At 65.1% G+C, this 25,353-nt stretch carries 23 protein-coding genes and 1 riboswitch; of the genes, 12 read left to right on the top strand and 11 right to left on the bottom strand.

Going from position 1 to position 25,353, the window contains the following annotated elements; genetic code table 11:
• The 6 genes from thiC to thiD form a co-directional block, all read left to right on the top strand.
• On the top strand, positions 1–1,537 hold a 1,537-nt coding region (thiC, locus tag Q0996_RS10290), incomplete at its 5' end, for a phosphomethylpyrimidine synthase ThiC (protein WP_299618627.1).
• A gap of 5 nt (positions 1,538–1,542) precedes the next feature.
• A complete protein-coding gene (gene thiO / locus Q0996_RS10285) occupies positions 1,543–2,562 on the top strand; it encodes a glycine oxidase ThiO (protein WP_299618624.1) in 1,020 nt (339 codons plus the stop codon).
• Positions 2,543–2,728 (top strand): sulfur carrier protein ThiS, encoded by a 186-nt coding sequence (gene thiS / locus Q0996_RS10280; RefSeq protein WP_322096682.1) that lies wholly within the window; start codon positions 2,543–2,545, stop codon positions 2,726–2,728. The genes thiO and thiS overlap by 20 nt, the downstream gene beginning before the upstream one ends.
• A gap of 5 nt (positions 2,729–2,733) precedes the next feature.
• On the top strand, positions 2,734–3,504 hold the full coding sequence (locus Q0996_RS10275) for a thiazole synthase (RefSeq protein ID WP_299618618.1): 771 nt from the start codon (positions 2,734–2,736) through the stop codon (positions 3,502–3,504).
• Positions 3,501–4,112, top strand: a complete 612-nt coding sequence (locus Q0996_RS10270; protein ID WP_299618615.1) for a thiamine phosphate synthase — start codon at positions 3,501–3,503, stop codon at positions 4,110–4,112. Before Q0996_RS10275 ends, Q0996_RS10270 begins: the two co-directional genes overlap by 4 nt.
• Positions 4,082–4,909 carry a bifunctional hydroxymethylpyrimidine kinase/phosphomethylpyrimidine kinase gene (gene thiD / locus Q0996_RS10265; RefSeq protein ID WP_299618612.1) on the top strand — a complete coding sequence of 276 codons (828 nt, stop codon included), beginning with the start codon at positions 4,082–4,084 and terminating at the stop codon, positions 4,907–4,909. The genes Q0996_RS10270 and thiD overlap by 31 nt, the downstream gene beginning before the upstream one ends.
• Positions 4,910–4,929: 20 nt before the next feature.
• Here thiD and Q0996_RS10260 read toward each other — a convergent pair whose 3' ends face one another.
• On the bottom strand, positions 4,930–5,469 hold the full coding sequence (locus Q0996_RS10260) for a MarR family winged helix-turn-helix transcriptional regulator (protein WP_299618609.1): 540 nt from the start codon (positions 5,467–5,469) through the stop codon (positions 4,930–4,932).
• An 89-nt stretch (positions 5,470–5,558) separates the two neighbouring features.
• Between Q0996_RS10260 and Q0996_RS10255 the strand changes: the two genes are divergently transcribed.
• The gene (locus Q0996_RS10255; RefSeq protein WP_299618606.1) at positions 5,559–6,518 is read left to right on the top strand and encodes an EamA/RhaT family transporter; all 960 of its coding nucleotides are present in this window, start codon (positions 5,559–5,561) and stop codon (positions 6,516–6,518) included.
• A gap of 214 nt (positions 6,519–6,732) precedes the next feature.
• Positions 6,733–9,489 (top strand): cation-transporting P-type ATPase, encoded by a 2,757-nt coding sequence (locus tag Q0996_RS10250; RefSeq protein ID WP_299618603.1) that lies wholly within the window; start codon positions 6,733–6,735, stop codon positions 9,487–9,489.
• Here Q0996_RS10250 and dapA read toward each other — a convergent pair.
• Together dapA and Q0996_RS10240 are read right to left on the bottom strand one after the other, a co-directional pair.
• Positions 9,462–10,361 carry a 4-hydroxy-tetrahydrodipicolinate synthase gene (dapA, locus tag Q0996_RS10245; RefSeq protein ID WP_299618600.1) on the bottom strand — a complete coding sequence of 300 codons (900 nt, stop codon included), beginning with the start codon at positions 10,359–10,361 and terminating at the stop codon, positions 9,462–9,464. The genes Q0996_RS10250 and dapA overlap by 28 nt on opposite strands.
• A gap of 239 nt (positions 10,362–10,600) precedes the next feature.
• The gene (locus Q0996_RS10240; protein ID WP_299618597.1) at positions 10,601–12,994 is read right to left on the bottom strand and encodes a transketolase; all 2,394 of its coding nucleotides are present in this window, start codon (positions 12,992–12,994) and stop codon (positions 10,601–10,603) included.
• A 144-nt stretch (positions 12,995–13,138) separates the two neighbouring features.
• On the opposite strand from Q0996_RS10240, the gene Q0996_RS10235 reads away from it, so the two are divergent.
• The 3 genes from Q0996_RS10235 (at position 13,139) to Q0996_RS10225 (ending at position 14,933) form a co-directional block, all read left to right on the top strand.
• Entirely contained in the window at positions 13,139–13,624 is a 486-nt protein-coding gene (locus tag Q0996_RS10235) for an Lrp/AsnC family transcriptional regulator (protein WP_367575664.1), read from the top strand.
• 279 nt (positions 13,625–13,903) lie between these two features.
• A complete protein-coding gene (locus Q0996_RS10230) occupies positions 13,904–14,713 on the top strand; it encodes a hypothetical protein (protein ID WP_299618591.1) in 810 nt (269 codons plus the stop codon).
• Between the two features lie 31 nt (positions 14,714–14,744).
• Entirely contained in the window at positions 14,745–14,933 is a 189-nt protein-coding gene (locus tag Q0996_RS10225; RefSeq protein ID WP_322096681.1) for an Lrp/AsnC ligand binding domain-containing protein, read from the top strand.
• Between the two features lie 111 nt (positions 14,934–15,044).
• Here the strand turns inward: Q0996_RS10225 and Q0996_RS10220 are convergent, their stop codons facing one another.
• The 8 genes from Q0996_RS10220 to Q0996_RS10185 form a co-directional block, all read right to left on the bottom strand.
• The gene (locus Q0996_RS10220) at positions 15,045–15,926 is read right to left on the bottom strand and encodes a metal ABC transporter substrate-binding protein (RefSeq protein WP_299618588.1); all 882 of its coding nucleotides are present in this window, start codon (positions 15,924–15,926) and stop codon (positions 15,045–15,047) included.
• Positions 15,910–16,821, bottom strand: a complete 912-nt coding sequence (locus tag Q0996_RS10215) for a metal ABC transporter permease (RefSeq protein WP_299618585.1) — start codon at positions 16,819–16,821, stop codon at positions 15,910–15,912. Before Q0996_RS10215 ends, Q0996_RS10220 begins: the two co-directional genes overlap by 17 nt.
• Positions 16,814–17,575 carry a metal ABC transporter ATP-binding protein gene (locus tag Q0996_RS10210; RefSeq protein ID WP_299618582.1) on the bottom strand — a complete coding sequence of 254 codons (762 nt, stop codon included), beginning with the start codon at positions 17,573–17,575 and terminating at the stop codon, positions 16,814–16,816. Before Q0996_RS10210 ends, Q0996_RS10215 begins: the two co-directional genes overlap by 8 nt.
• Positions 17,576–17,590: 15 nt before the next feature.
• On the bottom strand, positions 17,591–17,728 hold the full coding sequence (locus Q0996_RS10205; protein ID WP_299618579.1) for a hypothetical protein: 138 nt from the start codon (positions 17,726–17,728) through the stop codon (positions 17,591–17,593).
• A 32-nt stretch (positions 17,729–17,760) separates the two neighbouring features.
• Positions 17,761–17,981: riboswitch (cobalamin riboswitch) on the bottom strand.
• Between the two features lie 162 nt (positions 17,982–18,143).
• Positions 18,144–18,278 (bottom strand): hypothetical protein, encoded by a 135-nt coding sequence (locus tag Q0996_RS10200; RefSeq protein ID WP_299618577.1) that lies wholly within the window; start codon positions 18,276–18,278, stop codon positions 18,144–18,146.
• A gap of 821 nt (positions 18,279–19,099) precedes the next feature.
• Positions 19,100–21,106, bottom strand: a complete 2,007-nt coding sequence (locus Q0996_RS10195) for a methyl-accepting chemotaxis protein (protein WP_299618574.1) — start codon at positions 21,104–21,106, stop codon at positions 19,100–19,102.
• A 571-nt stretch (positions 21,107–21,677) separates the two neighbouring features.
• Positions 21,678–23,744, bottom strand: a complete 2,067-nt coding sequence (locus tag Q0996_RS10190) for a methyl-accepting chemotaxis protein (RefSeq protein WP_299618571.1) — start codon at positions 23,742–23,744, stop codon at positions 21,678–21,680.
• 373 nt (positions 23,745–24,117) lie between these two features.
• Positions 24,118–24,462 (bottom strand): flagellar basal body rod protein FlgC, encoded by a 345-nt coding sequence (locus Q0996_RS10185; protein WP_367575663.1) that lies wholly within the window; start codon positions 24,460–24,462, stop codon positions 24,118–24,120.
• A gap of 295 nt (positions 24,463–24,757) precedes the next feature.
• On the opposite strand from Q0996_RS10185, the gene Q0996_RS10180 reads away from it, so the two are divergent.
• A complete protein-coding gene (locus tag Q0996_RS10180) occupies positions 24,758–25,303 on the top strand; it encodes a PadR family transcriptional regulator (RefSeq protein ID WP_299618569.1) in 546 nt (181 codons plus the stop codon).
• Positions 25,304–25,353 lie beyond the last annotated feature (50 nt).

Here is a 25,353-nt window from a genome sequence, read left to right as displayed (position 1 = left end):
GGAGGACAACGGCTTCGTCAGCGGCGAGAAACTGACGCCGGAGTTTCCGCTGCGCCACCGGCCGCTGCGGGCGCGAAACGGCCGGGCCGTCACCCAGCTCGCCTATGCCCGCGCCGGCATCGTCACGCCGGAAATGGAGTTCATCGCCATCCGCGAGAACATCCGCCGCGAGCAACTCAGGGAACACAGCGCGCGCGAAGGCGAGAGCTGGGGCGCCAGCATTCCCGACCATGTGACGCCGGAGTTCGTGCGCAGCGAGGTGGCCCGCGGGCGCGCCATTATCCCGGCCAACGTCAACCATCCGGAATCCGAGCCGATGATCATCGGCCGCAATTTCCTGGTGAAGATCAACGCCAACATCGGCAACTCCGCCGTCACCTCCTCCATGGCCGAGGAGGTGGACAAGATGGTCTGGGCCATCCGCTGGGGCGCCGACACGGTGATGGACCTGTCCACCGGCCGCAACATCCACAACATCCGCGAATGGATCATCCGCAACAGCCCGGTGCCCATCGGGACGGTGCCGATCTACCAGGCGCTGGAGAAGGTGAAGGGCGTTGCCGAAGACCTGAGCTGGGAGGTCTTCCGCGACACCCTGATCGAGCAGGCCGAACAGGGCGTGGACTACTTCACCATCCACGCCGGAGTGCGCCTGCCCTATGTGCCGCTGACGGCGGAGCGGACCACCGGAATCGTCTCGCGCGGCGGCTCCATCATGGCCAAATGGTGCCTGCACCACCACCGGGAGAGCTTCCTCTACGAGCACTTCGAGGAGATCTGCGACATCTGCCGGGCCTATGACGTCTCCTTCTCCCTGGGCGACGGCCTGCGCCCCGGCTCCATCGCCGATGCCAACGACGCCGCGCAGTTCGCGGAGCTGGAGACTCTGGGCGAACTGACCCAGATCGCCTGGGAGAAGGACTGCCAGGTGATGATCGAGGGCCCCGGCCATGTGCCCATGCACAAGATCAAGGCCAACATGGACAAGCAGTTGGAGACCTGCGGCGAGGCACCCTTCTACACCCTTGGCCCGCTGGCCACCGACATTGCGCCGGGCTACGACCACATCACCTCCGGCATCGGCGCGGCGATGATCGGCTGGTTCGGCACGGCCATGCTCTGCTACGTGACGCCGAAAGAGCACCTGGGTCTGCCCGACCGCGACGACGTGAAAACCGGCGTCGTCACCTACAAGATCGCCGCCCATTCCGCCGATCTCGCCAAGGGCCATCCGGGTGCCCAGGCCCGCGACGACGCGCTGTCGCGGGCGCGCTTCGAGTTCCGTTGGGAGGACCAGTTCAACCTCTCCCTGGACCCCGAAACGGCGCGGCAGTTCCACGATCAGACCCTGCCCAAGGAGGCGCACAAGGTGGCCCACTTCTGTTCCATGTGCGGGCCGAAGTTCTGTTCCATGCGGATCTCCCAGGACATCCGCGACGAGGCCCGCAAGGCCGGCATGGACGAGATGGCGGCGCGCTACCGCGACGGCGGCGATCTCTACATGCCGCTGGAGAAGGCCGGCAGCGCCGCGGAGTAGACGCGGTGTCCGACCCAAAAAGAGTGACCGTGGTGGGGGCCGGCGTCGCCGGCCTCTGCGCCGCCACGGTCCTGCGGGAACGGGGTCATCAGGTCGAGGTCATCGACCGTGGGCCCGGGCCGGGGCGCCACGCCTGCTCCTGGTACGCAGGCGGCATGCTGGCGCCCTGGTGCGAAGGGGAGATGGCGGACGAAGCCGTCGTCCGCCTCGGCCAGACGGCAGTCGACTGGTGGGCGGCGCGCGTGCCCGAAGTATCGAGGCGCGGGACCCTGGTGGTTGCGGCGCCGCGCGACAGCGCCGAGCTCACCCGCTTTTCGCGGCGCACCGGCAGCTACGAGGTACTGGACACAGAAGGGATCGCCACGCTCGAACCCGACCTCGCCGGGCGCTTCTCGACCGCGCTCTTCTTCGCCAAGGAGGCCCATCTCGATCCGCGGGCCGCCTTGACCGCGCTGGTCCGGCGGCTCCGCGAATGCGGCGTGGCGTTTCACTTCGACCGGGCGGCGGAAGACCATCATCCGGCCGGCCTGCTTGTCGATGCGCGCGGCTTTGCCGCAAGGGACACGCTGGCGGACCTCCGCGGGGTCAAGGGCGAGATGCTGATCCTCCGCTCGACCGAGATCACCCTGATGCGCCCGGTCCGGCTGGTCCATCCGCGCCACCCGCTCTATGTGGTGCCCCGCGGCGAGGGCCATTACATGCTGGGCGCCACGCAGATCGAGTCGGAAGAGCGCGGCCGCGTCACCGCACGCGGCATCGTCGATCTGTTGAACGCCGCCTACGCGATCCACCCGGCCTTTGCCGAGGCGGAAATCGTCGAGACCGGGGCCGACGTCCGCCCCGCCTTTCCAGACAACCTGCCGCGTCTGCGCCGCCGCGGGCGCAGCTACGCCATCAACGGCCTGTTTCGTCACGGCTTTCTGCTGGCGCCCGCCTGCGCCGAGATGCTGGCGGAGACCATTGCAGATCCCAGCTTCACACCGGAGATCATGGATGAAGATTATCGTGAACGGGCAACCGCGTGAGGTGCGTTCGGTCTGCCTCGACGCGCTGCTGGTCGAACTGCGGTTCAAGCACATAGCCGCGGCCACGGCCGTGAACGGCGCCTTCGTGCCGCGCGCGCAACGCGCCGCCACGCAGCTTGAGGAGGGCGACAGCCTCGAGGTGCTGGTCCCCATGCAGGGGGGATGACGGCCATGCGGGTCTACGACGTCGAACTCACCTCCCGCCTGCTGCTGGGCACGGCGCAATACCCCTCCCCGGCGATCCTCACCGCGGCGGTGGAGGCGTCGGGCAGCGAGGTGGTCACCGTATCGCTGCGCCGGGAGGCCGCCGGCGGACGCGAGGGCCAGGCCTTCTGGTCGCTGATCTCTTCGCTGGGCGTGCGCGTGCTGCCGAACACCGCCGGCTGTCACAGCGTCAAGGAAGCGGTCACCACGGCGCAGATGGCACGCGAGGTCTTCGACACGCCCTGGATCAAGCTGGAAGTGATCGGCGAGACCGACACCCTCTGCCCCGACGTCTTCGGCCTGGTGGAGGCGGCGCGCATTCTCTCCGCCGAGGGCTTCCAGGTCTTTCCCTACACGACCGAGGACCTGGTGACGGCGGAGCGGTTGCTTGCCGCCGGCTGCAAGGTGCTGATGCCCTGGGGCGCCCCCATCGGTACCGGGCTCGGCCTCACCAACGTCTACGGCCTCAGGAGCCTGCGCGCGCACTTCCCGGAGGTTCCGCTGATCGTCGACGCCGGCCTCGGCCTGCCCTCGCAGGCCGCCCGAGCAATGGAACTCGGCTTCGATGCGGTGCTGTTGAACACCGCCGTCGCCAAGGCCGGCGATCCGGCCGTCATGGCCCGTGCCTTCGCGCTCGCCGTGGAAGCCGGTCTCGCCGCCCGCGACGCCGACCCCATGGAGCCGCGGGACATGGCCGCTCCTTCAACACCGGTTCTGGGAAAGGCGGTGCTGGGATGAACCCTTTCCTTGACCCCTTCTATCCGATTGTCGACAGCGTCGACTGGATCGAACGCCTGCTTCCGCTCGGCATCAAACTGGTCCAACTGCGCATCAAGGACGAGCCGGACGACAGCGTCCGCCGCCAGATCGCGAGAGCCAAGGCGCTCTGCGAGAAACGGGGCTGCCAGCTCATCGTCAACGACTACTGGCGGGCCGCCATCGATGCCGGCTGCGACTTCGTCCACCTCGGCCAGGGCGACCTCGACACGGCGGACACGCTGGCCATCCGCAAGGCCGGAATCCGCCTCGGCATCTCGACCCACGACCATGCCGAGCTGGACCGCGCCCTGGCCCATGATCCCGACTACGTGGCCTTGGGTCCGATCTATCCCACCATCCTGAAGAAAATGACCTGGGCGCCGCAGGGGCCGGAGCGCATTGGTGAGTGGAAAAAGCTGATCGGCGAACGTCCCCTCGTCGCCATCGGTGGACTGAAGGTTGAGCACCTGGCCTGCGTCTTCGAAGCCGGGGCCGACTCCGCCGCCGTGGTCACCGACATCACCCTCAACGCCGATCCGGAAAAGCGCGCCGCGCAATGGCTGGCGGCGACACGGCGGTGCGGCTGATGCACGCGACCATCGGTCAGGATCGCCACGCCGCCTCCCGGTTCCCGGTGGCCGCGAAGGCCTCCGTGCTCGTCATCGCGGGCAGCGATTCCAGCGGCGGCGCCGGGCTGGGGCGGGACATCGAAACCATCACCGCCCTCGGCGGCGCGGTGCGCCCGGTGGTCACCGCCGTGACCGCCCAGTCCAACAGCGCGGTCACCGCCACCGAGCAGATGCCGCCGGCGCTGATCACCGCGCAGCTTCAGGCCGCTCTGGCCGATGGCCCCGCCGGCGCCATCAAGGTCGGCATGCTGGGCCGTGCGGAGATCGTCCATGCCCTGGCCGAGACGCTGCTGGCAGCACCCCGCATGCCCCTGGTGCTGGACCCGGTGCTGGCCTCCTCCTCGGGCTGCGCGCTGCTGGACGAAGCGGGACGCACGGTCATGCGGCAAAGGCTCTTTCCCTTCGTCGACCTGCTGACGCCCAACCTGCCCGAAGCCGCGGCCCTCTGCGGCCTGCCCCAGGCGACGACGGCAGTGGAGATCGAAAACCAGGCCCGGTCCCTGCTGGCTCTCGGCCCACGCTACGTCCTGATCAAGGGCGGCCACGCGGACGGCCCCGAGGCCGTCGACCGGCTGTTCGGCGCCGACGGCACCTTCCACCGTTTCGCCTCCCCCTACGTCCCCACCACGCTCCGTGGGACCGGCTGCATGCTGGCCAGCGCCATCGCCACCGCTCTGGCCCGGGGCCGCTCCCCGGTGCTGGCCTGCCATTCCGCCAAGGCCTTCGTGTTCGAGCGCCTGATGGAGGCGTCTTAAGGTCAGCGGCTCCGGGCGGCTCATTCGGCGCTCTGCGCATGCTTGAGGAGCTTCTTGAGGAGCGCGGAAAGCCTGGCCAGTTCGGCGTCGCTGAGGCAGGCCGTCAGCCTTGCCTGATTGGCCAGGTGCTCCGGGACCGCGCGCTCGATCAGACTGCGCCCAGCGTTCGTCAGGCGCACTAAGGTCCCGCGCCGATCTTCCGGATTGGGGCGGCGCGCGATGGTGCCCATGCGCTCCAGCCGGTCGAGCCGCGCCGTCATCCCGCCCGACGACATCATGGTGATGTCGAAGAGATCGGTGGGCGTCAACTCGTAGGGTTTTCCGGAGCGGCGCAGGGCCGCCAGCACGTCGAACTCCCCGGGCTGCAGGCCGAATTGCGCGAAGACCGGGGACAGGTGATCGCGGCTGACCACCAGGGCGGTTTCGGCCAGCCGGCCCAGAGTCTCCATGGGACGCAGATCCCAATCGGGGAACTCCCCGCCCCATTGAACCACCGCGCGGGCAGCCCGGTCCATGGGCTCGCTCGCGGTCTTCGGGCCCGAGGTCACGGTCTTGGCCATGGCGGCCTCCATTTATCTTGACATCAAGATACTTGATACCAAGTAATACTCTATAAGCTCCCCGCCCGTCAGACAAGGACGCAGGTCTCATGGCCGTCTCCCAGCCTTCCCAGGCCCCTTCCCGGGCACCTTCCCAGGCCGGTCTCGCCGCACCGGTCCTGCTCCTGGTCACCGGGGCGTTGCTTGCGGTCACCATCATCGTCTCGCGCCTCGCCGCTGCCGAAGGAGCGCCGATGATCTGGTTCCTGACACTGGTCATGGGCGGGGCCGGCCTCCTGCTTCTGGCTGCTGCGGCGGCCGGCGGCAAGGCGAAGGGTGCTTGGCGCCCCCTGCTGCTCTACAGCCTGGGGGCCGGAGCGTTCCAGGCTCTGGCGACGGCCATGGCCTATCTGTCGGTCGCCCATGTGGGAGCCGGATACATTTCGCTGGTGTTCGCGTTCCCGCTGTTGCTGACCTATCTCCTCGCCCTGGTCGTGGGCATGGAGCGGATTGCCGGCTTGAGGGCGCTGGGCGTGGGCGTGGCTCTCGCCGGCGGGCTGCTGCTGGCGGCGGCGAAGTTCGACGGACTCTCGGGCAGCGGCGATGCCCTCGCCTGGGTGCTGACCGCCACGGCCATTCCCGTGGTCATCGCCGGCGGCAACCTCTACCGCACGCGCTTCTGGCCAGAGGGCGCGCAGCCGCTGTTGCTGGCCGCCCTGATGCTGCTCATGGCCGGCGTCCTGGCCGCGCCCTTTGCGATCCTGAGCGAAGGCGCCGGCGCTGTTCTTAAGCTGTGGGAGAACACGACCCTCGTGGGCCTGACCGGCACCAACATCGCGGTCTTCGCCCTGCAGTTCGTCGCCTATTTCCGGCTTCAGCAAACCGCCGGGCCGGTCTACCTCAGCCAGATCGGTTCGGTGGGCGCCGCCGTCGGCGCGCCGGTGGCCGTCCTTTTCCTGGGCGAAACCCTGCCCCAGGGCTTCGCGCTGGCGCTGCTCCTGATCGTCGCCGGTGCAGTGCTGTTTCAATTCCAGGCATGGCCCAAAAGGCTCCCGCGGGTGCGCGCTTAAAATCTTTCACATATCTGACAGAATCGGCCCGCTCCCGCGCCCGTGGCAGATTGACGCGGATCATTGCCTTGCGGACGGCCCTTGCCGAAGGTCTGGACAGTCGTTGAGCGCCGGATCAGGCTGGACAATCCGAGGACAAGAGTGATCGAGTGATCGCATCGCTGCCAAAGTCCGACGCGGCGGCCCCTTCCCTGGTATTGAGACGAGTTAGTCGATGGTGATGCTTCAGCGCGACGAGAAGCCGGAAAGCAGTGACGGCGGGTCCAAGGATGAGCGGGCCTGGCACGCGGCCTCCGTCCAGGAGGCGATATCCGGCCAAAACAGCGGCCCAGACGGCCTGAGCGAGACGGAAGCCCGCGCGCGGCTGCAGCGCTACGGGCCGAACCGTCTGGCGCCGCCGCGCCGGCGCGGCCCTGTCATGCGGTTTCTTGCGCAGTTCCACGACGTGCTGATCTACGTGCTTCTGGCCGCGGCAGCGGTCACCGCCGCGCTCGGCCACTGGATCGACACCCAGGTCATCGTCGCCGTGGTGGTCATCAACGCCGTGATCGGCTTCATACAGGAAGGCAAGGCGGAGAACGCTCTCAACGCCATTCGCAACATGCTGGCACCCAAGGCCGACGTGGTGCGCGACGGCCATCGCCAGGCGCTGCCGGGCGACCAACTGGTGCCAGGCGACATTGTTCTGCTGGAGGCAGGCGCGCGGGTTCCCGCCGATGCGCGACTGATCGACGCACGCAACCTGAGAATCGACGAGGCGGTGCTGACCGGCGAGTCGGTTGCGGCCGAGAAGGCTGTCGCGCCGGTCGGCGAAACGGCAGCGCTCGGCGACCGGAGTTCCATGGCCTACAGCGGCACGCTTGTTACCTATGGCCAGGGCAAGGGGCTCGTCGTCGCCACCGCTGGGCACACGGCGATCGGTCGGATCAGCGGCATGCTCTCGGAAGTCACCACCCTGCAGACTCCCCTGACCCGGCAGATGGCCGTCTTTGCGAAGTGGCTGACTGGCTCCATCCTCGCCCTCGCAGCCCTGGTCTTCGCCTTCGGTCTGCTGGTCCGCGACTATGGCTTTACCGAGATCTTCATGGCCGTGGTCGGGCTGACCGTCGCCGCCATTCCCGAAGGGTTGCCGGCCATCCTGACCATCACCCTTGCCATCGGCGTGCAAGGCATGGCCCGGCGCAACGCCATCGTTCGGCGCCTTCCCGCCATCGAGACCCTCGGCTCGGTTTCTGTGATCTGCTCGGACAAGACGGGGACGCTCACCCGCAACGAGATGGCCGTCGTTTCCCTTGCGACCGCGCGCCGCCTGTTCACGGTCTCCGGCGTCGGCTATGCGCCCCAAGGCGGCTTCTCCCTAGATGGCCGGGAGGTGGCGCTCGACGACCATCCCCTGCTCGCCGAGGTGGCGCGGGCGGCGCTTCTCTGCAATGACGCAAGCCTTCACGAGGTGGACGGCCACTGGACCATCGAGGGCGATCCCATGGAAGGCGCCCTGCTTGCCGTCGCCTGCAAGGCGGGGCTGGACCAGGAGAAGGAAACCGGGTTCGCGCCGCGCACCGACCTGATTCCCTTCGACTCCGCACACCGCTTCATGGCCACCCTCCACCACAGCCACCGCGGCGAAGGCTTCATCTACGTGAAAGGGGCGCCGGAGCGGATTCTCGAAATGTGCGCCCGGCAGCGCGGCCTGGACGGCGACGCCCCGCTGGATCAGCGCTATTGGCAGACGCAGGCTGAGGAGATCGCCGCCAGCGGCCAGCGTCTGCTCGCCGTCGCCATGAAGACCACCGACCCGTCGCAGACGGTGCTGGAGTTCGAGGACGTGGAGAACGGCCTGACCTTCCTCGGCCTCTTCGGCTTGATCGATCCGCCCCGCGAAGAGGCGGTGGCCGCCGTGGCCGACTGCCGGGCCGCCGGCATCCAGGTCAAGATGATCACCGGCGACCATGCCGGGACAGCCGCTGCCATCGCCGGGCAGCTCGGCCTGGAAAATCCCGGATCGATCCTGACCGGCCGCGACATCGATCTCCTGGACGAGGAAACGCTCAAAAGCCGCGTCACCGAGACCTCCGTCTTCGCCCGCACCAGCCCGGAGCACAAGCTGCGCTTGGTCATGGCACTGCAGGCGCAAGGCGCCGTGGTGGCGATGACCGGCGACGGCGTCAACGACGCCCCGGCCTTGAAGCGGGCCGATGTCGGCATCGCCATGGGACGCAAAGGCAGCGAGGCCGCCAAGGAGGCCGCGGAGATGGTGCTGGCCGACGACAACTTCGCCACCATCGCTCAAGCGGTGAGGGCGGGCCGGACGGTCTACGACAACCTGAAAAAGGCGATCCTCTTTATCCTGCCGACCAACGGCGGCGAGGCTTTCGTGCTGATTGCCGCCATCCTGCTCGGGACCACCCTGCCGATCACCGCGGTGCAGATCCTCTGGGTCAACATGGTGACGGCCGTGACCTTGGCCCTCGCTTTGGCCTTCGAGCCGGCCGAGCCCGACATCATGCGCCGCCCGCCGCGGCGTCCCGGAGAGCCCATTCTCTCAGGCTTTCTGATCTGGCGGGTCGCCTTCGTCTCGACCCTCTTCCTCGCCGTGCTCTTCGCCATGTTCGCCCTGGCGCAGGCGCAAGGCGCGGACATCGCAGAGGCCCGGACGGTGGTGGTCAATACGCTGGTGGTCCTTGAGATCTTCTACCTCTTCAGCGTTCGCTATCTGAAGGCGTCCTCGCTCAGCTGGCGCGGCTTGATGGGAACACCTGCCGTGCTGATCGCCGTCGCCGCGGTGACCGGACTTCAGATCCTCTTCACCTATCTGCCGTTCCTGGCAGCGGTCTTCGACGCCCGTCCGCTGAGCCCGGTCCAGGGTCTCCAGATCGTCGCCGCCGGGATTCTGGTTCTTCTGGTCCTGGAGATCGAAAAGTGGATCAGGGGACGGCGCCAGGGTCACGCGGCAGATCGGCCGACGGCCTGATCGATCCGCCGGGCCAGTTCCGCGCTGACCCCGGTCATCGGCAGGCGCAGCTCCGGGCTGTCGATCAACCCGATGCGCCAGAGCCAATGCTTGACCGGTGCCGGACTGGGCTCGGCGAAGAGCAAGGCCGGAACTTGAGCCAGCGCCCGCCACTGCGCCAGGGCGCCGGGCTGGTCGCCGGCCAGCAACGTCGCCCGCACCGCGGCGAAGGCTCCGGTCAGGACATGGGCGGACATCAGGATGCCGCCGTCGGCGCCCTGGACCAGCGCGCTGTAGAACAAGGCGTCCTCGCCGGTCAGCACCGCGAAGCTCTCCGGCCGCCGGCACAGCAGGTCGAAGGATTGCGCCGCATCGGCGCAGCAATCCTTCACCCCGACGATGGTGTCGTGTTCGGCGAGACGCAGCATCTGCTCGTTCGCCAGGTTGATCCCGCTGCGGTAGGGGATGTTGTAAATCAGTATCGGACGAACCGCCGCCTCGGCCAGCGCTGAGAAATGCTGAAACAGCCCGTCCTGTGAGGGCCGCACGTAGTAGGGGCAGGTCACCAGGTATCCATCGATGGACCAGCCTGCCGTCCGCTCCAGTGTCCGCAGCAGCTTGCGGGTATCGCTGCCGGAGAGACCGAGATAGACCTGCAGATCCGAACGGACGGCGGCCCGCTCCTCGGCAGCAATCTCCACCAAGCGCGCGCATTCGCCTTCGTCCAGCGTCAAACCTTCACCGGTCGTCGCCGCGAGGATCAAACCGTCGATCGGCTGGGCGGCGTAGTGCCGGACAAGGCGCCGCAGCGAGGCTTCGTCCAGCGCCCCCTCGCGAAAGGGCGTGATCAGGGGCAGCCAAAGGCCGCTTGGGCTTGGGTGATGTGAAGTCATGGCATCCGTCTCCTCTTGAGCCGAAGACGGAGCAACACAAAAAAACCCCGTCCGAACCGGCGGGGTTGAAATCCGTAACTCTGAACTGACTGTCAGGTCACGCAGCGATCCCTTGCCCCCGGAGTGGGGGATTTTTTGGCCTTCCGAAGGGTGACGCGCTGCTGGCTCATGGTCCTGCTATCGCAAAGAGCGGTGCCCGCTGTCAAGCCGCGGCGTTTCGCCGGCTCCCGGGCCACCCCTCAGCGCACCACCCGCAGATAGCGGATCGGCCGTCCGGCGGAGGCGGCGTTGGCCGCGGCGACGATGGCGTCCACGTCGATGCGGTGATGGCGGTAGAGATCCTGGATCGTGCCGGTCTGGCCGAAATGCTCGACGCCCAGCGCCTGCACCCGGTGGCCGCGCACCCCGCCGAGCCAGGAAAGGGTCGTCGGATGGCCGTCCAGGACGGTCACCAGCCCGGCATCACGGTCGAGCGGCGCCAGCAGCGATTCGATGTGGGAGGGCACCCAGGCCCCGCCCTCCTGGCGCGCGCGCTCGGCGGCGTGCCAGCCGGCGCTGAGGCGGTCGGCGGAGGTCACCGCCAGCACCCCGACGTCGCGCCGGTCCTCGGCGATCAGCCCGGCAGCGGCGATGGCCTCGGCTGCCACGGCGCCCTGATAGGCAATCACCACCTGACAGTTCGGCCCCGGCGGGCGCAACCAGTAGGCACCCTTGATGATGTCGTCGCGCAGGCCTTCGTCGATGACCCGCTTAGGCTGTTCCAGCGGCCGGGTCGAGAGGCGCAGATAGACCGAGCCGCCCTTCTCGTCGCGCAGCCAGGGGCCGGCGGGCGGTCCCTCCCCGTCGCGCTGGATGTAGTCGAAGGACCAGGCGAGGATACTCGCCAGTTCGTCAACGAAGGCGGGTTCGAAGGCCGCCAGGCCGTCTTGCGCCAGCCCGATGAGCGGGGTGGAGACCGACTGGTGGGCGCCGCCCTCCGGCGCCAGGGTCACGCCCGAAGGTGTGGCCACCAAAATGAAGCGGGCGTCCTGGTAGCAGGCGTAGTTCAGGGCATCGAGGCCGCGCTGGATGAAGGGGTCGTAGAGCGTGCCGATGGGTAGCAGGCGCTCGCCGAAGAGGGAATGCGACAGGCCCAGCGCGCTCAGCAGCAGGAAGAGGTTCATCTCGGCAATGCCGAGCTCGATGTGCTGGCCTTCCGGGCTCATGATCCACTTCTGTGCCGAGGGCACCTTCTCGTCGCGGAAGGTATCGGCCAGCGGTGTGTGGCTGAACAGGCCGCGGCGGTTCACCCAGGCGCCCAGGTTGGTGGAGACGGTGACGTCCGGCGAGGTGGTGACGATGCGCTGGGCCAGGGGCGTGTCGTCCCGCGCCACTTCGTTGAGGATCTTGCCGAAGCCCTCCTGCGTCGACTGCAGCTCGCCCGCCGGAACCGGCAGGCTGTCGGGCAGCGGCACCCGCGCGGCCTTGAAGCGACGGCGGCCGCGGGCGTTGAAGGGCACCGCCTTGAGGAAGGTCTCGACCTCCGGGCGCGGCAGGGCCATGGCCTCGAAAGGCTCCCACTCCCGGCCTGCGCGGATGCCCAGGCCGGCGCGGTAGGCCTCCATCTGCGGCGGGGTCATCAGGCCGGCGTGGTTGTCCTTGTGGCCTGCCAGCGGCAGGCCGTAGCCCTTCACCGTATAGGCGATGAAGCAGACCGGCCGGTCGTGGTCGACGGAGGCGAAGGCTTCGAGGATCGCCGGCAGGTCGTGGCCGCCCAGGTTGGTCATGAGCCATGCCAATTCGGCATCGTCGCGGCGTTCGATCAGTGCCGTCATGGCTCCCTGATCGCCCAGGTCGTCCAGCAGGCGTTTACGCCAGGCGGCCCCGCCCTGGAAGGTGAGCGCCGAATAGAGCTGATTGGGGCAAGAGTCGATCCAGTCGCGCAGCGCCTCGCCGCCCGGCTCCCGGAACGCCGCCTGCAGCAGATGGCCGTACTTGATGGTCACCACCTCCCAGCCCATGGAGCGGAACAGCTTGTCGAACTGGCCGTAGAGCCCCTCCAGCGCCACCGCGTCCAGGCTCTGGCGGTTGTAGTCGATGACCCACCAGGTGTTGCGCAGGCCGTGCTTCCAGCCCTCCATCAGGGCCTCGTAAATGTTGCCCTCGTCGAGCTCCGCATCGCCCACCAGGGCCACCATGCGCCCCTCCGGCCCGGTCTGCGACCAGCCCTTCAGGCTGATGTAGTCCTGCACCAGGCTGGCAAAGGAGGTGACGGCGACCCCCAGGCCGACGGAGCCGGTGGAGAAGTCCACGTCGTCGGCGTCCTTGGTGCGGGAGGGATAGGACTGGGCGCCGCCGAAACCACGAAAGTCTTCCAGCGTGCCGCGGCTCTGATTGCCCAGCAGGTACTGGATGGCGTGGAACACCGGGCTGGCATGGGGCTTCACCGCCACCCGGTCCTCGGGCCGCAGCACATGGAAATAGAGCGCCGTCATCAGGGTGACGAGGGAGGCGCTGGAAGCCTGGTGTCCCCCCACCTTCAGCCCGTCGTCCTTGGATCGCAGGTGGTTGGCGTTGTGGATCATCCAGGAGGACAGCCAGAGCACCTTCTGCTCCAGCGCCTGCAGCATCTTCAGGTTCGGGGTCTCTGTCATCGCCTTGGTCGGGACATCGCTTTGCGGCGCGCGGCACGAAGCCCCAGACTACGCCATCCGTCCGGGGCATGACATGCCAAAGAGGCTGGGCAAGTCGGAAGAATTGGAATTTCTGCTGACATCTGAGCTCATCCTTGGCAGATTGTGCCAGGAATGCCTTTGGATGCGATCGACCTGAAGATTTTGGCGGCGCTGCAGGCCGACGGCCGCCTGAGCAACGTGGAACTGGCCGAGCGGGTTGGCCTGTCCCCCTCGCCCTGCCTGCGCCGCGTGCGCCAGTTGGAACAGGCCGGGGTGATCGAGCGCTACGTCGCGCTGGTGGACCAGGGCGCCGTCGCCCTGCCTGTCTCGGTCTTCATTTCCATCAAGCTGGAGCGCCAGCAGGAAGAAGACCTGGACCGCTTCGAGGCGGAGGTGAGCGCCTATCCGGAGGTGCTGGAGTGCTATCTGATGACCGGCACCCAGGATTATCTGCTGCGCGTCGTGGTGGCCGACCTCGCCGCCTATGAGCGCTTCCTGAAGACCAAGCTGACCCGCGTCGCCAACGTCGCTTCCATCGAATCCAGCTTCGCCCTCAAGCAAGTCAAATACACCAACGTGCTGCCGCTGGATGGCGCGGCCGACGGCTAGAAGGCGTGCTCTTTACTAACCTTTGACCTAGAATCATGGATTGCCTCGGAGTCGCCATCCGGAATCAGAAGCCTGAGGATGAAGGAAACTCGAGCCGTCAAGGACCATAGCGCCGCGTGGTGGTGGGGACTACTGAGCCAAGTGCCGATATCCGTATGGCTAGCGGTTGGCGCCGGCCTTAGCGTCACTCATACAGTCGTGTGGGGATGGGGAGCTTCTGACGCCTTGGAGCATTGGCTTGCGGGGCGCCCATCACACGAGCTCATAGACGAAGCCAAAATGCTGCAGACGCAGAACAATGAACTGCTCTCGCGTGTCCAAAGCTTGGAACAGAGCGTTGAGGAAAACCAAGCGACGGCCGCCGAAGAGATTGCATCGAGCCTGGAGGCGGTGGAGAAGGCTGATGCGGAATTGGCGAATGTGGAAGGCCTACTAGAACAATTGACCGCGAAGCACACGGAGACCACGGAACAACTCGCGGCCGCAAATGCTGAAATTGAGCGGTTGAATGCCGACTCAATGAGAGGCGATTCCTCCAAGCCCTCCCAAGAACTACGAATGGCGCTTGATAGGGCACACGAGAAAGCAGTCACTCACGAAGAAGAGGCTTCGCGCGCTAAGTCGAGACTCGCGCTGGCCAAAGTCGAAAATGATCGCCTTAGAGCTCAACTGAACGAGATGAGGAGCGCTCTCCAGGCACCCGCCGCAGGACCTGCGACAGATAAAGAACCCCACCAAGAGCCAAAAATCCCTAAAGCCTCAAGGGAAGCCCAGCAAGTCATTGACGCATCTAAAGCGATGTCATGGAGAAGCGTTGCTGGATTCTTAAGGGACGCCATACCGCGAATTCAAGGCGGAATTACGTGCTGGGAACTCACGGCGATGTTGTGGGCGGAAAGGAGTTATCTAAGCTACAATCAAATGAATGACGTGCATGTGATTGTCGCAGATGCTGCCCCTTACGTGAAGCGCCCTCTAGACGATGGCTGCGTGGTGCGGTTGGCAGCCAAGATGTCGCCTTCAAAAGTCGACAAGGGTATTGGCGCTCTGCTAAGAGCAGAGCCCAAGACGAGTTCAACACCGCCGTGAAGGTTCACCGGCATCAACTATCTGGCAACATTTGTTCGGCGAACGTGGTTGCGATTTCAGCCACCAGCTTTGGGTCGTGGTGGCCGACCTCGCCGCCTACGAGCGCTTCCTGAAGACCAAGCTCACCCGCGTCGCCAACGTCGCCTCCATCGAGTCCAGCTTCGCCCTCAAGCAGGTGAAATACACCAACGTGCTGCCGCTGGACGAAACCCGCGCCTGACGGCTTCTCGACCATCATGCTTGGGCATGTCCGGAGCATCCATGGAGCCGCCAACCAAAAAACCCCCGGGTTCGTCACGGGGGTTTTTGTTTTGGAGCAAGGTGCCGGAGGCTACGACTGCGCGCTGAGCGCCTGGACGAGCACATCCAGGTTGTGCTCGAACATTGTCTCGTAGCTGGTTGCCGGACCGCCGCGTTCTGAAAGCGCGTCGGAATACAGCCGCCCGCCGATCTTGATCCCGGTTTCGCGTTCGATCTGCTGCACCAGTGCCGGACTGGTGATGTTCTCGACGAACAGCCCGCCGGCGCCGGCTTCCTTGATGTGGTCAATGAGCGCGGCGAGGTCTTTGGCCGAGGGCTCGGCCTCGGTGTCGATGCCAACCGGAGCCAGGAACGTCAGGCCGTAGGCATCCGCCAGATACCCAAAGGCGTCATGGGCCGTCACGACGGTACGCCGATCGGCAGGCAGTTTTTTAAACTCGCTGAGTGCATGGCTGTGCAGCGCAGACAGTCTTTCAGAGTAAGCCTGGGCATTGGCCTGGTAGGTCGCCGCGTTCTCCGGGTCGGCGCTCGCCAGGCTTTTGGCAATGTTGGCGATGTAGATCATGCCGTTGGTGAGCGCGTTCCAGGCGTGCGGATCGGTTTCGCCGTCGACCTTCAAGGGTTCCACACCTTCGGTCGCGACGAACACGTCTCCCTTGGTCCCTGAGGTTTCAATCAAGGTTTTCGACCAGGTCTCGAACCCCAAACCGTTAACGAAAATCACGTCGGCATTGGCAACGGCCTTGGCGTCGCTTGCGCTGGGCGTGTAGACGTGGGCATCCGCATCCGGGCCGACGATGGTCGTGACCTCGGCCAAATCGCCGGTCACTTGGCGGACCATGTCGCCGAGAATGGAGAAGCTGGCAACGACTTTGAGCTTCTCTTCCGCCGCCGCAGGCATGGCGGTAAACGCCAGGCCAACGACCAACAGGGCACTAAGAAGTTTCTTCATGAGCTTTGTCTCCTTTGTTGAGGTTCGGTGGACTCGCAGGCAGGGTCCGGCGGCGGAACGGGTTGAGCCGCAGCCCGGCATGGAATCCTTGTGGTGCGAAAATCAGGCTGACGACGAAAAACACCGCCGCCACCAGCACGATTGCCGGGCCCGATGGCACGTCCGGCAAATAAAATGAGACAATGAGCCCGATCCAGCAGCTGAACAGCGCGAACACGAAGGTCACGATCAAGTAGCCGGTGATCGTCGAGACCCAATAGCGGGCCGCGGTCGCCGGCAAGATCATCAATCCGACGGCCATCAGGGTTCCGAGGGCCTTGAACGCGCCCAACAGATTGAGCACGACCAGAAACATGAACCACTGGGTCACCAGGCCGGGACGTTTGGATTGGCTTTCGTGGAACACCGGATCGATGGTGTTGGTGATCAGCGGTCTGAAGATCAGTGCGAAGCTCACCAACGTAATGGTCGCGGTGGCACCGATCAGGATTAAGGTCTCGTCGTCGATGCCCAGGATCGAGCCGAACAGAAAGCTCTTCAACGGCACCGCCGAGCCGGCAGCCGACAGTATGAAGATGCCGAGCGCGAGCGCGATCAGATAGAGCGACGCCAGGCTCGCGTCCTCGCGGATGATGGTCATGCGCGCGAGAAGGCTGGTCAGCGCCGCGACGGCGATTCCGGCGGTCAAGCCGCCGACGATCATGGACGCAACCGATAGCCCGGCGACCACGAAAGCGATGACAATGCCGGGGACGATTGCGTGGGCCATTGCCTCGCCGGCGAGGGACAAGCGCCTGAGCACCAGGAACGCGCCGATCGGCGCGACGGAGAAGCTCAAGACCGTGGTCGCAGTCAGCGCCCGGATCATGAAGGCGTAGTCGAGCCACTCAAACACGATCGACACCCTGTTGCCTGTACATGCCCTCGATCCAGGCAGCCTGGCTCTGTGACAGGTATCCGTGAGCGACCAGGTTGCGCGGCGTCAGTGTTTCCTTGGGGCCGCCGAAAAGCGCGCGGCCGTCACCGAGGAGCAGCGCTGACGTGCAATGCTGCAGAACTGCGGAAAGGTCGTGCAGCACCAGGATCACGGAGCGCCCCTCGGCCGCCCAACTGTTGATCAGGCTCAGCAGTGCCGCTTCCGTCGTCTGATCGATGGCGGTAAAGGGCTCGTCCAACAGGATCAACGGCGCGTCCTGGACCATGGTGCGGGCGAACAGCGCCCGCTGCAGTTGCCCCGCCGAAAGCTTGTGCAGCGGCATGTCGGCGATCTTGGCGGTGCCGGTACGCTCCAGGGCGGACTCGATACGGGCACGGCACTCGTCGTCGACACGACCGAGAAATCCCAACCCGGACCAGGCGCCCATTGCCGCCAGATCGCGGACCCTGATGGGAAAACGGCTGTCGAACTCCGTCCGCTGGCCCAGGTAGGCAATTCTCTGCGGCCGCCCGGCGGGCCAGCGCAGTGCGCCGGCCAGCGGCGGCAGAGCGCCCAGCAGTGTCTTGATCAGGGTCGATTTCCCCGAACCGTTATGGCCGACCACTGCGAGCACATCGCCGCGGCCAAGTTCGAAGGCGACGTCTTCGACGACCGTCACATCCCGGTAGCCGAGCATGAGCCCGGCGGTCGAAAGCAATACTGATCGGGGCATGGGTCTAAGGCGTGCTTAGACGCCGAAGGTCGCGATGATAATCGTCCATAGTCCCGCGCAGGCGACGCTGACGGCGATCAGATGATCCAGCGTGCTGGCGGTCGTGAGATTGAATTCCGAGCGGCGTTTGGCCGGGAGAGCTTGCGGACGCATTGATATCTTCCTTGGGGACACCCGCCCCAGCAAAAGGTTTCAAATTGTCTGGCAGGTCTTCTGGCTCGCGGTTATCGGGATCGATGTGCTCGCCTTCCCAGGGGCATCCCCAGTGGCGGTAATTGAGCACTCCCTACCGCTAACAGTTGCGGGTACAGCCCCGGAGTTGCTCCCTGATGGGTACGGCGCACCGGGTTCCCTTTTAATCCGCCATTTCGTCCGATCCGGCGGAACCAGCGCGGAAGATGATAAGAAGAATCCAAATTCTGACAAGTGGATTTATCGTGCGATCAGGTCGTGGCCAGGTGCGTGTGAGTTTGCGTCCTGGCGCATCGGCATAGACACAACAACCGCCCGGCCCGCGGCGACACCGCCGGGTCCCTGGCCGGTCCCTGAACGCAAATAGGGTTCTGGTTTAGAACGTTATCAGGCCGAAGAGATAGGTCACCCCGACAACGATCACCGCCGCAACGGCAACGCCCTCAAGCCAACGCCAGATCCGCCGACGCTCGCTCCCCTCCTGTTCGCTTTCCATCACGGAACGATACATCTCGCCTCTCCCTGTGCCTTGTCGTCCGCCCTGCTGACCTTCCTGGCCGGCGCCTGCGACGGACCTCTGCACTGGTCAAAGCTTAACAGAACATGAAGAAAGGAACAAATGGCGGGCCCCCGGCGTCATTTCCGCAAGGCCCTAGCTCCAAGACACCGCCGCTCGCCAGGCTTGAGGCGATTAGGAAAATATTCTGATATCGCAAGCGGGTGGGAATCGCGGCAGGCCAAGCATTTCCAACGGCGCAAAAGGACGACCAGGACGTTCGCGCTATGCGGGTTCCGCAGGCCTGAGCTGCGCCAATTCGTCACTGCAGTGCAACATTTTTGTTGCATTGGAATCAGGCTGGCGTTATCTACCCGCGCATGAGCAACTCTACAAAAAACTCAAAGCCTAAGTCCGATCGTACCTACGAGAAGAAGCGCCGCAGCTGCTTGATGTGCCGCACCGAGTTCGTCAGCTCATGGCCCGGTGAACGCATCTGCCAGTCCTGCAAATCCACGAGTGCTTGGCGCGAAGGGATCGCCGCCTAGCCAGTCTCCGGCCCCGGGCCGACACGCGCTGTGAAGATCAAGAAGCCTGCTTGGCTCGTCGGAGCCGCGGGCTTCATGCGTGTTGGCCTCGCCAGTGACCGGGCCGTCATGAGGCCGAAACGCCTCGGGTCACGCGCATCCTCAAGGTCGGGGAAGACCGACGACAGGTAACCACAGGCGACCGCGCAGAGGGCTGCGGCGGCGCCTGAAGGCGTGCCCGCCCCCGGGCCGCGAAGCGCGGTCCCGGCCCGGGGCGAAGCGAGTTAGAGTCCTGACTCTCAACAGGCCTTAGGCGGCGCGCAGCTTCTCCAGGAACTCGTCGAGCTTGCTGCGCAGAACCTGCGAGCCCTTTGCGAGCTGTTCGGAGGCCTGCAGGACCTCGCTGGCGGACTGGCCGGAATTCGAGGCCGCCTCGGTCACCGCGCCGATGTTGCTGGTCACCTCCTGGGCGCCCTTGGCCACTTCCTGGGCGTTGCGGGAGATCTCCTGGGTCGCCGCATCCTGTTCCTCGACCGCCGAGGCGATCGCGGTGGCGGTGCTGCCGATCTCATCGATGATCGCGCGGACGCTCTCGATGGCCTCGACCGTATTGCCGGTCACCGACTGCATCTCGCTGATCTGGTTGCCGATGTCCTCGGTGGCTTTGGCGGTCTGGTTGGCCAGCGACTTCACCTCGCTGGCGACCACGGCAAAGCCCTTGCCGGACTCGCCGGCCCGCGCCGCCTCGATGGTCGCATTGAGCGCCAGGAGGTTGGTCTGCTCGGCGATGTCCTGGATGAGGTTCACCACATCGCCGATCTTCTGGGCCGCCGCCGCCAGACCGTTCACGGTCTCGCCGGCGCGGTCGGCTTCGACAATGGCCTTGCTCGAGATCTGCTGGGACTGCGCCACCTGGCGGGAGATCTCACCGATCGAACCGGAGAGTTCCTCCGCCGCCGAGGCCACGGTCTGCACGTTGCCGGAGGCACTCTCGGCCGCCGAAGAGACCTTGCCCGCCCGCTCGGTGGTCTGGCCGGCAACGCTGGACAGGCCCTCGGCGGTGGTGCGCAGTTGGTCCGAAGCGCTGGAGACCTCGCTGACCACCGGATCGAGGCTGGCCTCCACGTCGGCGGCGAGGGATTGGATGGCACTGCGCTTTTCCTGCTCGCCGCGCTCGCGGTCGCGCTCGCGTTCCTGCTGCAGGCGCTGGGCCTCGATCCCCTGATCCTTGAACACCAGCACGGCGCGGGCCATCTCGCCCAGCTCGTCGCCGCGCTGCGTTCCCTCGATCTCCACCGACAGATCGCCGCCGGCCAGTGCCTTCATCTGTCCCGTCGTGGCGGCCACGGGGCCGGTCACGCTGCGGACCGTGAGCGCAACGATCACGGCTGTGGCCAGAAGCAGGATCAGGGTCATGACCGCCTCGGCCATGAAGGCCTGCTCGGCGCTCGCGCCCAGCGCGCCCACCTGGACCTGCAGGTCGCTCGCGATGCGGTCTTCGACCGCCTTCAGCAGGTTGATCTTCTGGGTGATCGTCTCGAACCAGAGGGCCCCGGTGACCTCGCCCAGGCTGCCGCCGTAGGCGCTTGCGATCGCCACCTTGCGCATGCCCTCCACCTCTTCCACCACGGGGCCCTTGAGGGTATCGGCGAAGAAGCTGCGCTCCCCGACGCTGGCATAGGCCCGGAAGGTCGCGAGGAAGGCATCCTGCTGGGCGATCAGCGATACGAAGCGCTGATGAACCGTGGGGGCGAAGCTGCCCTTGCCGAAGCCGTTGGCACCCATGGCCCGCTCGATCCCGGCCCGTTCCTTGGCCTGGAGGAAGCTGTTGTAGGCAACGATGGAGTTGGTCACCTCGGCATTGGTGCTGAGCACCGCCATCTCGCCCACCGTATCCAGCAGCTTTGCGATGGTGGTGGTGTAGTACTTGGCCATCTCGCCGACGGTGAGCGAAAAGCCGCTGACCCCGGCGCGCTGCTGGTCCAGACGCGCCATCATGTCCTGGGCATCCTGAAGTTTCTGCTGGAACAGCGGGCTGAAGCCCTCCGCCTGAAAGCCGTCCATGGCTGTCGAGAACTGCGCGATCTGCGCATCGGTCGCCTTGCGCTGGCTGGCCAGCTTTTCACTGAAGGCGCCCTGGCCTTTTTGACCGATGAAACCGGCGGAGGCGCCCCGTTCCTTCTGCAACTCGTGCACCAGCGCCGAGATCTCCGGCGCCAGATCGGCAAGCTCGTTGAGGCGCTCCATGTCGCCGGCGATCTTGAGCTGGTTGGTGAAAGACAGTGCGGAGAGGCTCAGCAGGCCTAGCAGAGGCAAGGCCAAGGCGATCCCAATACGCGTGCGAATTCTCAACTTACTGAGAAGGTTGCCGATCATCGTTATGTCCTGTCGATAAAATAACGGTGACGGCCATAAGCGTACATACGAGTTAAATAACAGTGAATCCTAAGATAATCGCCATTGCATTACATGGGAATTCTTGTCATTTAATCTGATTATTTTAATAGGTTTTATTTCTACCTATCTTTTACTACTCATACTAATAACACAAGCTGACTAATTCGATGGATGACTCAACATAGCCGTTTGCATGGTGCGAACTGAACGTTTCGTCGAAGGTCTTGCTCAACAGAACGTCGCCGGACTCTTGCACTCCGCGCGTTTTGGCGGAGGCACCCCTGTGCGTGCCTTGCTCCGGTGTCGCCGACGCGCAAGGAACGCCAACTATCCGCGCCGCGCGCGAATAGTTGATCACAAAGGAGGGTGATCTGGCGGACGCCTGCCAGGGACACCGGCAGGCCTTCAAGCGACGAAATCTGAGCGGTGGGACCTGAAATGCGTGCCCTGAGTCAGCAGGGATTGGAGAAGGATCTCTCTGCGCAGGCCTCTAAGCCGCGCGCAGCTTATCGAGGAATTCGTTGAGCTTGCTGCGCAGGACCTTGGAACCGTCGGCCAGTTGATCGGAAGCCTGGAGCACCAGGCTGGCCGAGGAACCGGACTGCGAGGCCGCTTCGGTCACCGCGCCGATGTTGCTGGTCACCTCCTGGGCGCCTTGCGCAACCTCCTGCACGTTCCGGGAGATCTCCTGGGTCGCCGCATCCTGTTCCTCGACCGCCGAGGCGATTGCGGTGGCGGTGCTGCCGATCTCATCGATGGTCGCGCGGACGCTCTCGATGGCCTGGACCGTATTGCCGGTCACCGACTGCATCTCGCTGATCTGATTGCCAATGTCCTCGGTGGCCTTGGCGGTCTGGTTGGCCAGCGACTTCACCTCGCTGGCCACCACGGCAAAGCCCTTGCCGGCCTCGCCGGCGCGGGCCGCTTCGATGGTCGCATTGAGCGCCAGGAGATTGGTCTGCTCGGCGATGTCCTGGATGAGGTTCACCACATCGCCGATCTTCTGGGCTGCCGCCGCCAGACCGTTCACGGTCTCACTGGCCCGGACCGCCTCGGTCACTGCCCTGCCCGAGATCTGCTGGGACTGTGCCACCTGGCGGGAGATCTCTCCGATCGAGCCGGAGAGCTCCTCGGCCGCGGAAGCGACCGCCTGGACGTTGCCCGAGGCCCGGTCGGCGGCGGACGAGACTCGCTCCGCCCGCTCGTTGGTCAGCCCGGCCGCGGATGAAAGGCCCTCTGCCGTGGTGCGGAGCTGGTCGGATGCGCCTGATACCTCGCTGACCACCGGATCGAGGCTGGCCTCGACGTCCGCGGCCAGGGAATGGATGGCACTGCGCTTTTCCTGTTCGCTGCGCTGGCGGTCGCGCTCGCGTTCCTCCTGCAGGCGTTGGGCCTCGATCCCCTGCTCCTTGAACACCAGCACCGCGCGGGCCATCTCGCCCAGTTCGTCGCCGCGCTCGGTGCCGGTGATGTCCACCGTAAGATCGCCCGCGGCCAGGGCATTCATCCGCGCGGTGATGCCGGCAACCGGCAGGGTGACGCTGCGGACGGCGAGCGAGACGATCAGCAGAGTGGCCAAAAGCAGCAACGCCATCACGATCGAGTCGGTCACCAGCGTCCGTTGGGCGCTGTTCCCCAGCGATCCCACCTGCGCCCGCAGATCGGCGGCAACGCGGTCCTCCACGGTCTTCAGCAGGTTGATCTTCTGGGTGATGGTTTCGAACCACAGGGCCCCGGTGGTATCGCCCAGGTCGCCGCCGTAGACGCTGCCGACCGCGGCCTTGCGCATGGCCTCGACCCGCTCGATCGCGGAGCCCTTGAGCGTCTCGGCGAAGAAGCCGCGTTGCTCTTCGCTGGCATAGGCCTTGAACACTGCAAGGAAGGCGCCCTGCTGGGCGATGAGCGACACGAAGCGCTGATGGACCCTGGGAGCAAAGCTGCCCTTGCCGAAGCCGTTGGCCCCCATGGCCCGCTCGATCCCGGCCCTCTCCTTGGCCTGAAGGAAGCTGGTGTAGGCAACGATGGAATTGGTCACCTCGGCATTGGTGCTGAGCACCGCCATCTCACCGACCGTAGCCAGCAGCTTGGCGATGGTGGTGGTGTAGTACTTCGCCATCTCGCCGACGGTGAGTGAGAAGTCGCTGACCGCCGCCCGCTGCCGGTCCAACTGAGCGACCCTGTCCAGGGCCTCGCGGAGCTTGTCCTGAAACACGGCGCCGAAGCGCCCGGCCTCAAAGGCCTCGATCACTGTGGTGAACTGGGTCAGCTGCGCGTCGGTGGATTGGCGCTGGCTTGCCAGCTTCTCGCTGAAAGCGCCCTGGCCCTTTTGGCCGATGAAGCCGGCCGAGGCACCGCGTTCTTTCTGCAACTCGTGCACCAAAGCGGAAATCTGGGGCGCCAACTCGGCCAGTTCACCGAGCTGCTCCATCTCTCCCGAGGTCTTCAATTGATTGGTGAAAGAGATCGCCGATAGGACGAGCAGGCCCAACAGGGGCAGGGCCAGGGCGATGGCAATGCGTGTGCGAATCTTCAGCTTGCTGAGGAGGGTGCCGATCATCACTCAGTTCCGGTGCGGCGGTCGTTGTTCCCGCATTGGTCGCACAATCGGATTAATCGAAAATGAAGCGCTTGCCCCGCCAGAACATTCAAATCAAACAATCAGGACAGATAGTTCGTGCGCGTAGCATGCATTTAGAGACATCTAATGATTATATCATTGATAAATAACGATTTCATGGACACTCCTGTTGAAGACAGAGGCATGAGCGCAGCGCTGGGAAATCTTGGCATCGGCCCCGCGGGCGGACGCCCGCCGTTCCACCGCTGAATGAGATTTGCTACTTCAGAGGGTATATAGAACCGCGGCGACCGCGTAGGCTTTACCGTCTCTTCCGTCCAGGCGGACGCGGCGCTTGGGCGGGGCGTGATACCTAGGACTTGATGTCCAGAAGGCTCTTGGTGACCTCGTCTTGGGTGCGCAGGGCGGCGGCATTGGCCTCATAGGCGCGCTGCGCCTGCATCTGGGTGACCAGCTCTTCGGCCAGATTGACGTTGGGCCGATCGACCAGACCCTCCGCGTCCGCGTCCGGGCTGCCCGGCTCGTAGGTCTGGACCGATGCCGGGGTGATCGGACGCACCTCCCCCCGGACGCCACCTCCGGGCACGGACACTTCCTGCACGCGCCCAGGGCCGTAGGCGCCCGGTTGCTGCGCGGGCCCCTCGGGGTCGACCCCGCGGCTGCGCATGTTCGCCACATTGGCCGCGGAAACAGCCAAGCGCTTGCCCTGAGCCATCAAACCTGAAAGCGAGATCGCAAAGCCCTGCATCATCGAGACACCGATCTGTGGTTACTGACACACTTTTCGCACAGGAGGTCATTATACAAGGCTCGCCGATCGCACTCAAATTTTTGATTTTATTAAATATTTTAGATGTATTCTCACCCTTTCCCAGCCTTGCAATCCGCACATGGCCACCATACATATATTGCTCTGATATATTTTTCGTCGATATAGTTTACTGTAAAGCCTACTGCGGCACGCGAGCATCGGCTTTATCGGAAAAGTAGCGATGGACGTCAAAATCCTCTGTCTTGGTGTGCTCTCCCGGGGAGAGGCGAGCGGCTATGAAATCAAGAAGGCCTTCGAGGAGGGCCCCTTCAGCCATTTTCACCAAGCGAGCTTTGGATCGATCTACCCGGCACTCAACGCCCTGAGCGCCGAAGGCCTGGTGGCCTGCCGGGCTCAAGCCCAGGAAAAGCGCCCCGACAAGAAGATCTACTCCTTAACCGCCAAGGGCCGCGACGTCTTCACCACCGCTCTCTTGGCCGAACCGGACCACGATCGGATGCGCTCGGATTTCCTGTTCATTCTGTCTTTTGCCCAGTTTCTGCCACCGGCGCGCGTCGCCGCGTTGATCGACCAGCGGATCGCCTGGTACCGCGAGTCGCTCGAACGGATGGAGGACTGTGAGGCCGCGCGCTGTTCGCCGCCGGGGGCGACCTTCGTGCGTGGCATGGGCATCGCCGTTTACCGCGCCGCCGCGGAATACCTCGAGACCAACCGCGATGCCCTGATCGCGGACGTCGCCGAACCTGAAGCCCTGGTGGCCGAGTAGAAGACCCGGAAGGCACGCAATGCCGCAAACCTGCGTATCACCTCCAGGCC

Origin of the sequence: Pelagibius sp. (assembly GCF_028289705.1) — a bacterium.
GTDB lineage: Bacteria > Pseudomonadota > Alphaproteobacteria > Kiloniellales > Kiloniellaceae > Pelagibius.
This window is presented reverse-complemented; position numbering and strand designations above follow the sequence as displayed.

What these genes read in the sequence shown, in the direction of transcription:
- thiD (WP_299618612.1), top strand. Translation starts at nt 4,082, where the DNA reads ATGGCTGGCGGCGACACGGCGGTGCGGCTGATGCACGCGACCATCGGT.
- Q0996_RS10205 (WP_299618579.1), bottom strand. Translation starts at nt 17,728, where the DNA reads ATGCGTCCGCAAGCTCTCCCGGCCAAACGCCGCTCGGAATTCAATCTC.
- Q0996_RS10220 (WP_299618588.1), bottom strand. Translation starts at nt 15,926, where the DNA reads ATGAAGAAACTTCTTAGTGCCCTGTTGGTCGTTGGCCTGGCGTTTACC.
- Q0996_RS10240 (WP_299618597.1), bottom strand. Translation starts at nt 12,994, where the DNA reads ATGACAGAGACCCCGAACCTGAAGATGCTGCAGGCGCTGGAGCAGAAG.
- Q0996_RS10180 (WP_299618569.1), top strand. Translation starts at nt 24,758, where the DNA reads ATGGACGTCAAAATCCTCTGTCTTGGTGTGCTCTCCCGGGGAGAGGCG.
- Q0996_RS10260 (WP_299618609.1), bottom strand. Translation starts at nt 5,469, where the DNA reads ATGGCCAAGACCGTGACCTCGGGCCCGAAGACCGCGAGCGAGCCCATG.
- Q0996_RS10230 (WP_299618591.1), top strand. Translation starts at nt 13,904, where the DNA reads ATGCTGCAGACGCAGAACAATGAACTGCTCTCGCGTGTCCAAAGCTTG.
- Q0996_RS10255 (WP_299618606.1), top strand. Translation starts at nt 5,559, where the DNA reads ATGGCCGTCTCCCAGCCTTCCCAGGCCCCTTCCCGGGCACCTTCCCAG.
- Q0996_RS10250 (WP_299618603.1), top strand. Translation starts at nt 6,733, where the DNA reads ATGGTGATGCTTCAGCGCGACGAGAAGCCGGAAAGCAGTGACGGCGGG.
- dapA (WP_299618600.1), bottom strand. Translation starts at nt 10,361, where the DNA reads ATGACTTCACATCACCCAAGCCCAAGCGGCCTTTGGCTGCCCCTGATC.
- Q0996_RS10200 (WP_299618577.1), bottom strand. Translation starts at nt 18,278, where the DNA reads ATGTATCGTTCCGTGATGGAAAGCGAACAGGAGGGGAGCGAGCGTCGG.
- Q0996_RS10190 (WP_299618571.1), bottom strand. Translation starts at nt 23,744, where the DNA reads ATGATCGGCACCCTCCTCAGCAAGCTGAAGATTCGCACACGCATTGCC.
- Q0996_RS10270 (WP_299618615.1), top strand. Translation starts at nt 3,501, where the DNA reads ATGAACCCTTTCCTTGACCCCTTCTATCCGATTGTCGACAGCGTCGAC.
- Q0996_RS10210 (WP_299618582.1), bottom strand. Translation starts at nt 17,575, where the DNA reads ATGCCCCGATCAGTATTGCTTTCGACCGCCGGGCTCATGCTCGGCTAC.
- Q0996_RS10275 (WP_299618618.1), top strand. Translation starts at nt 2,734, where the DNA reads ATGCGGGTCTACGACGTCGAACTCACCTCCCGCCTGCTGCTGGGCACG.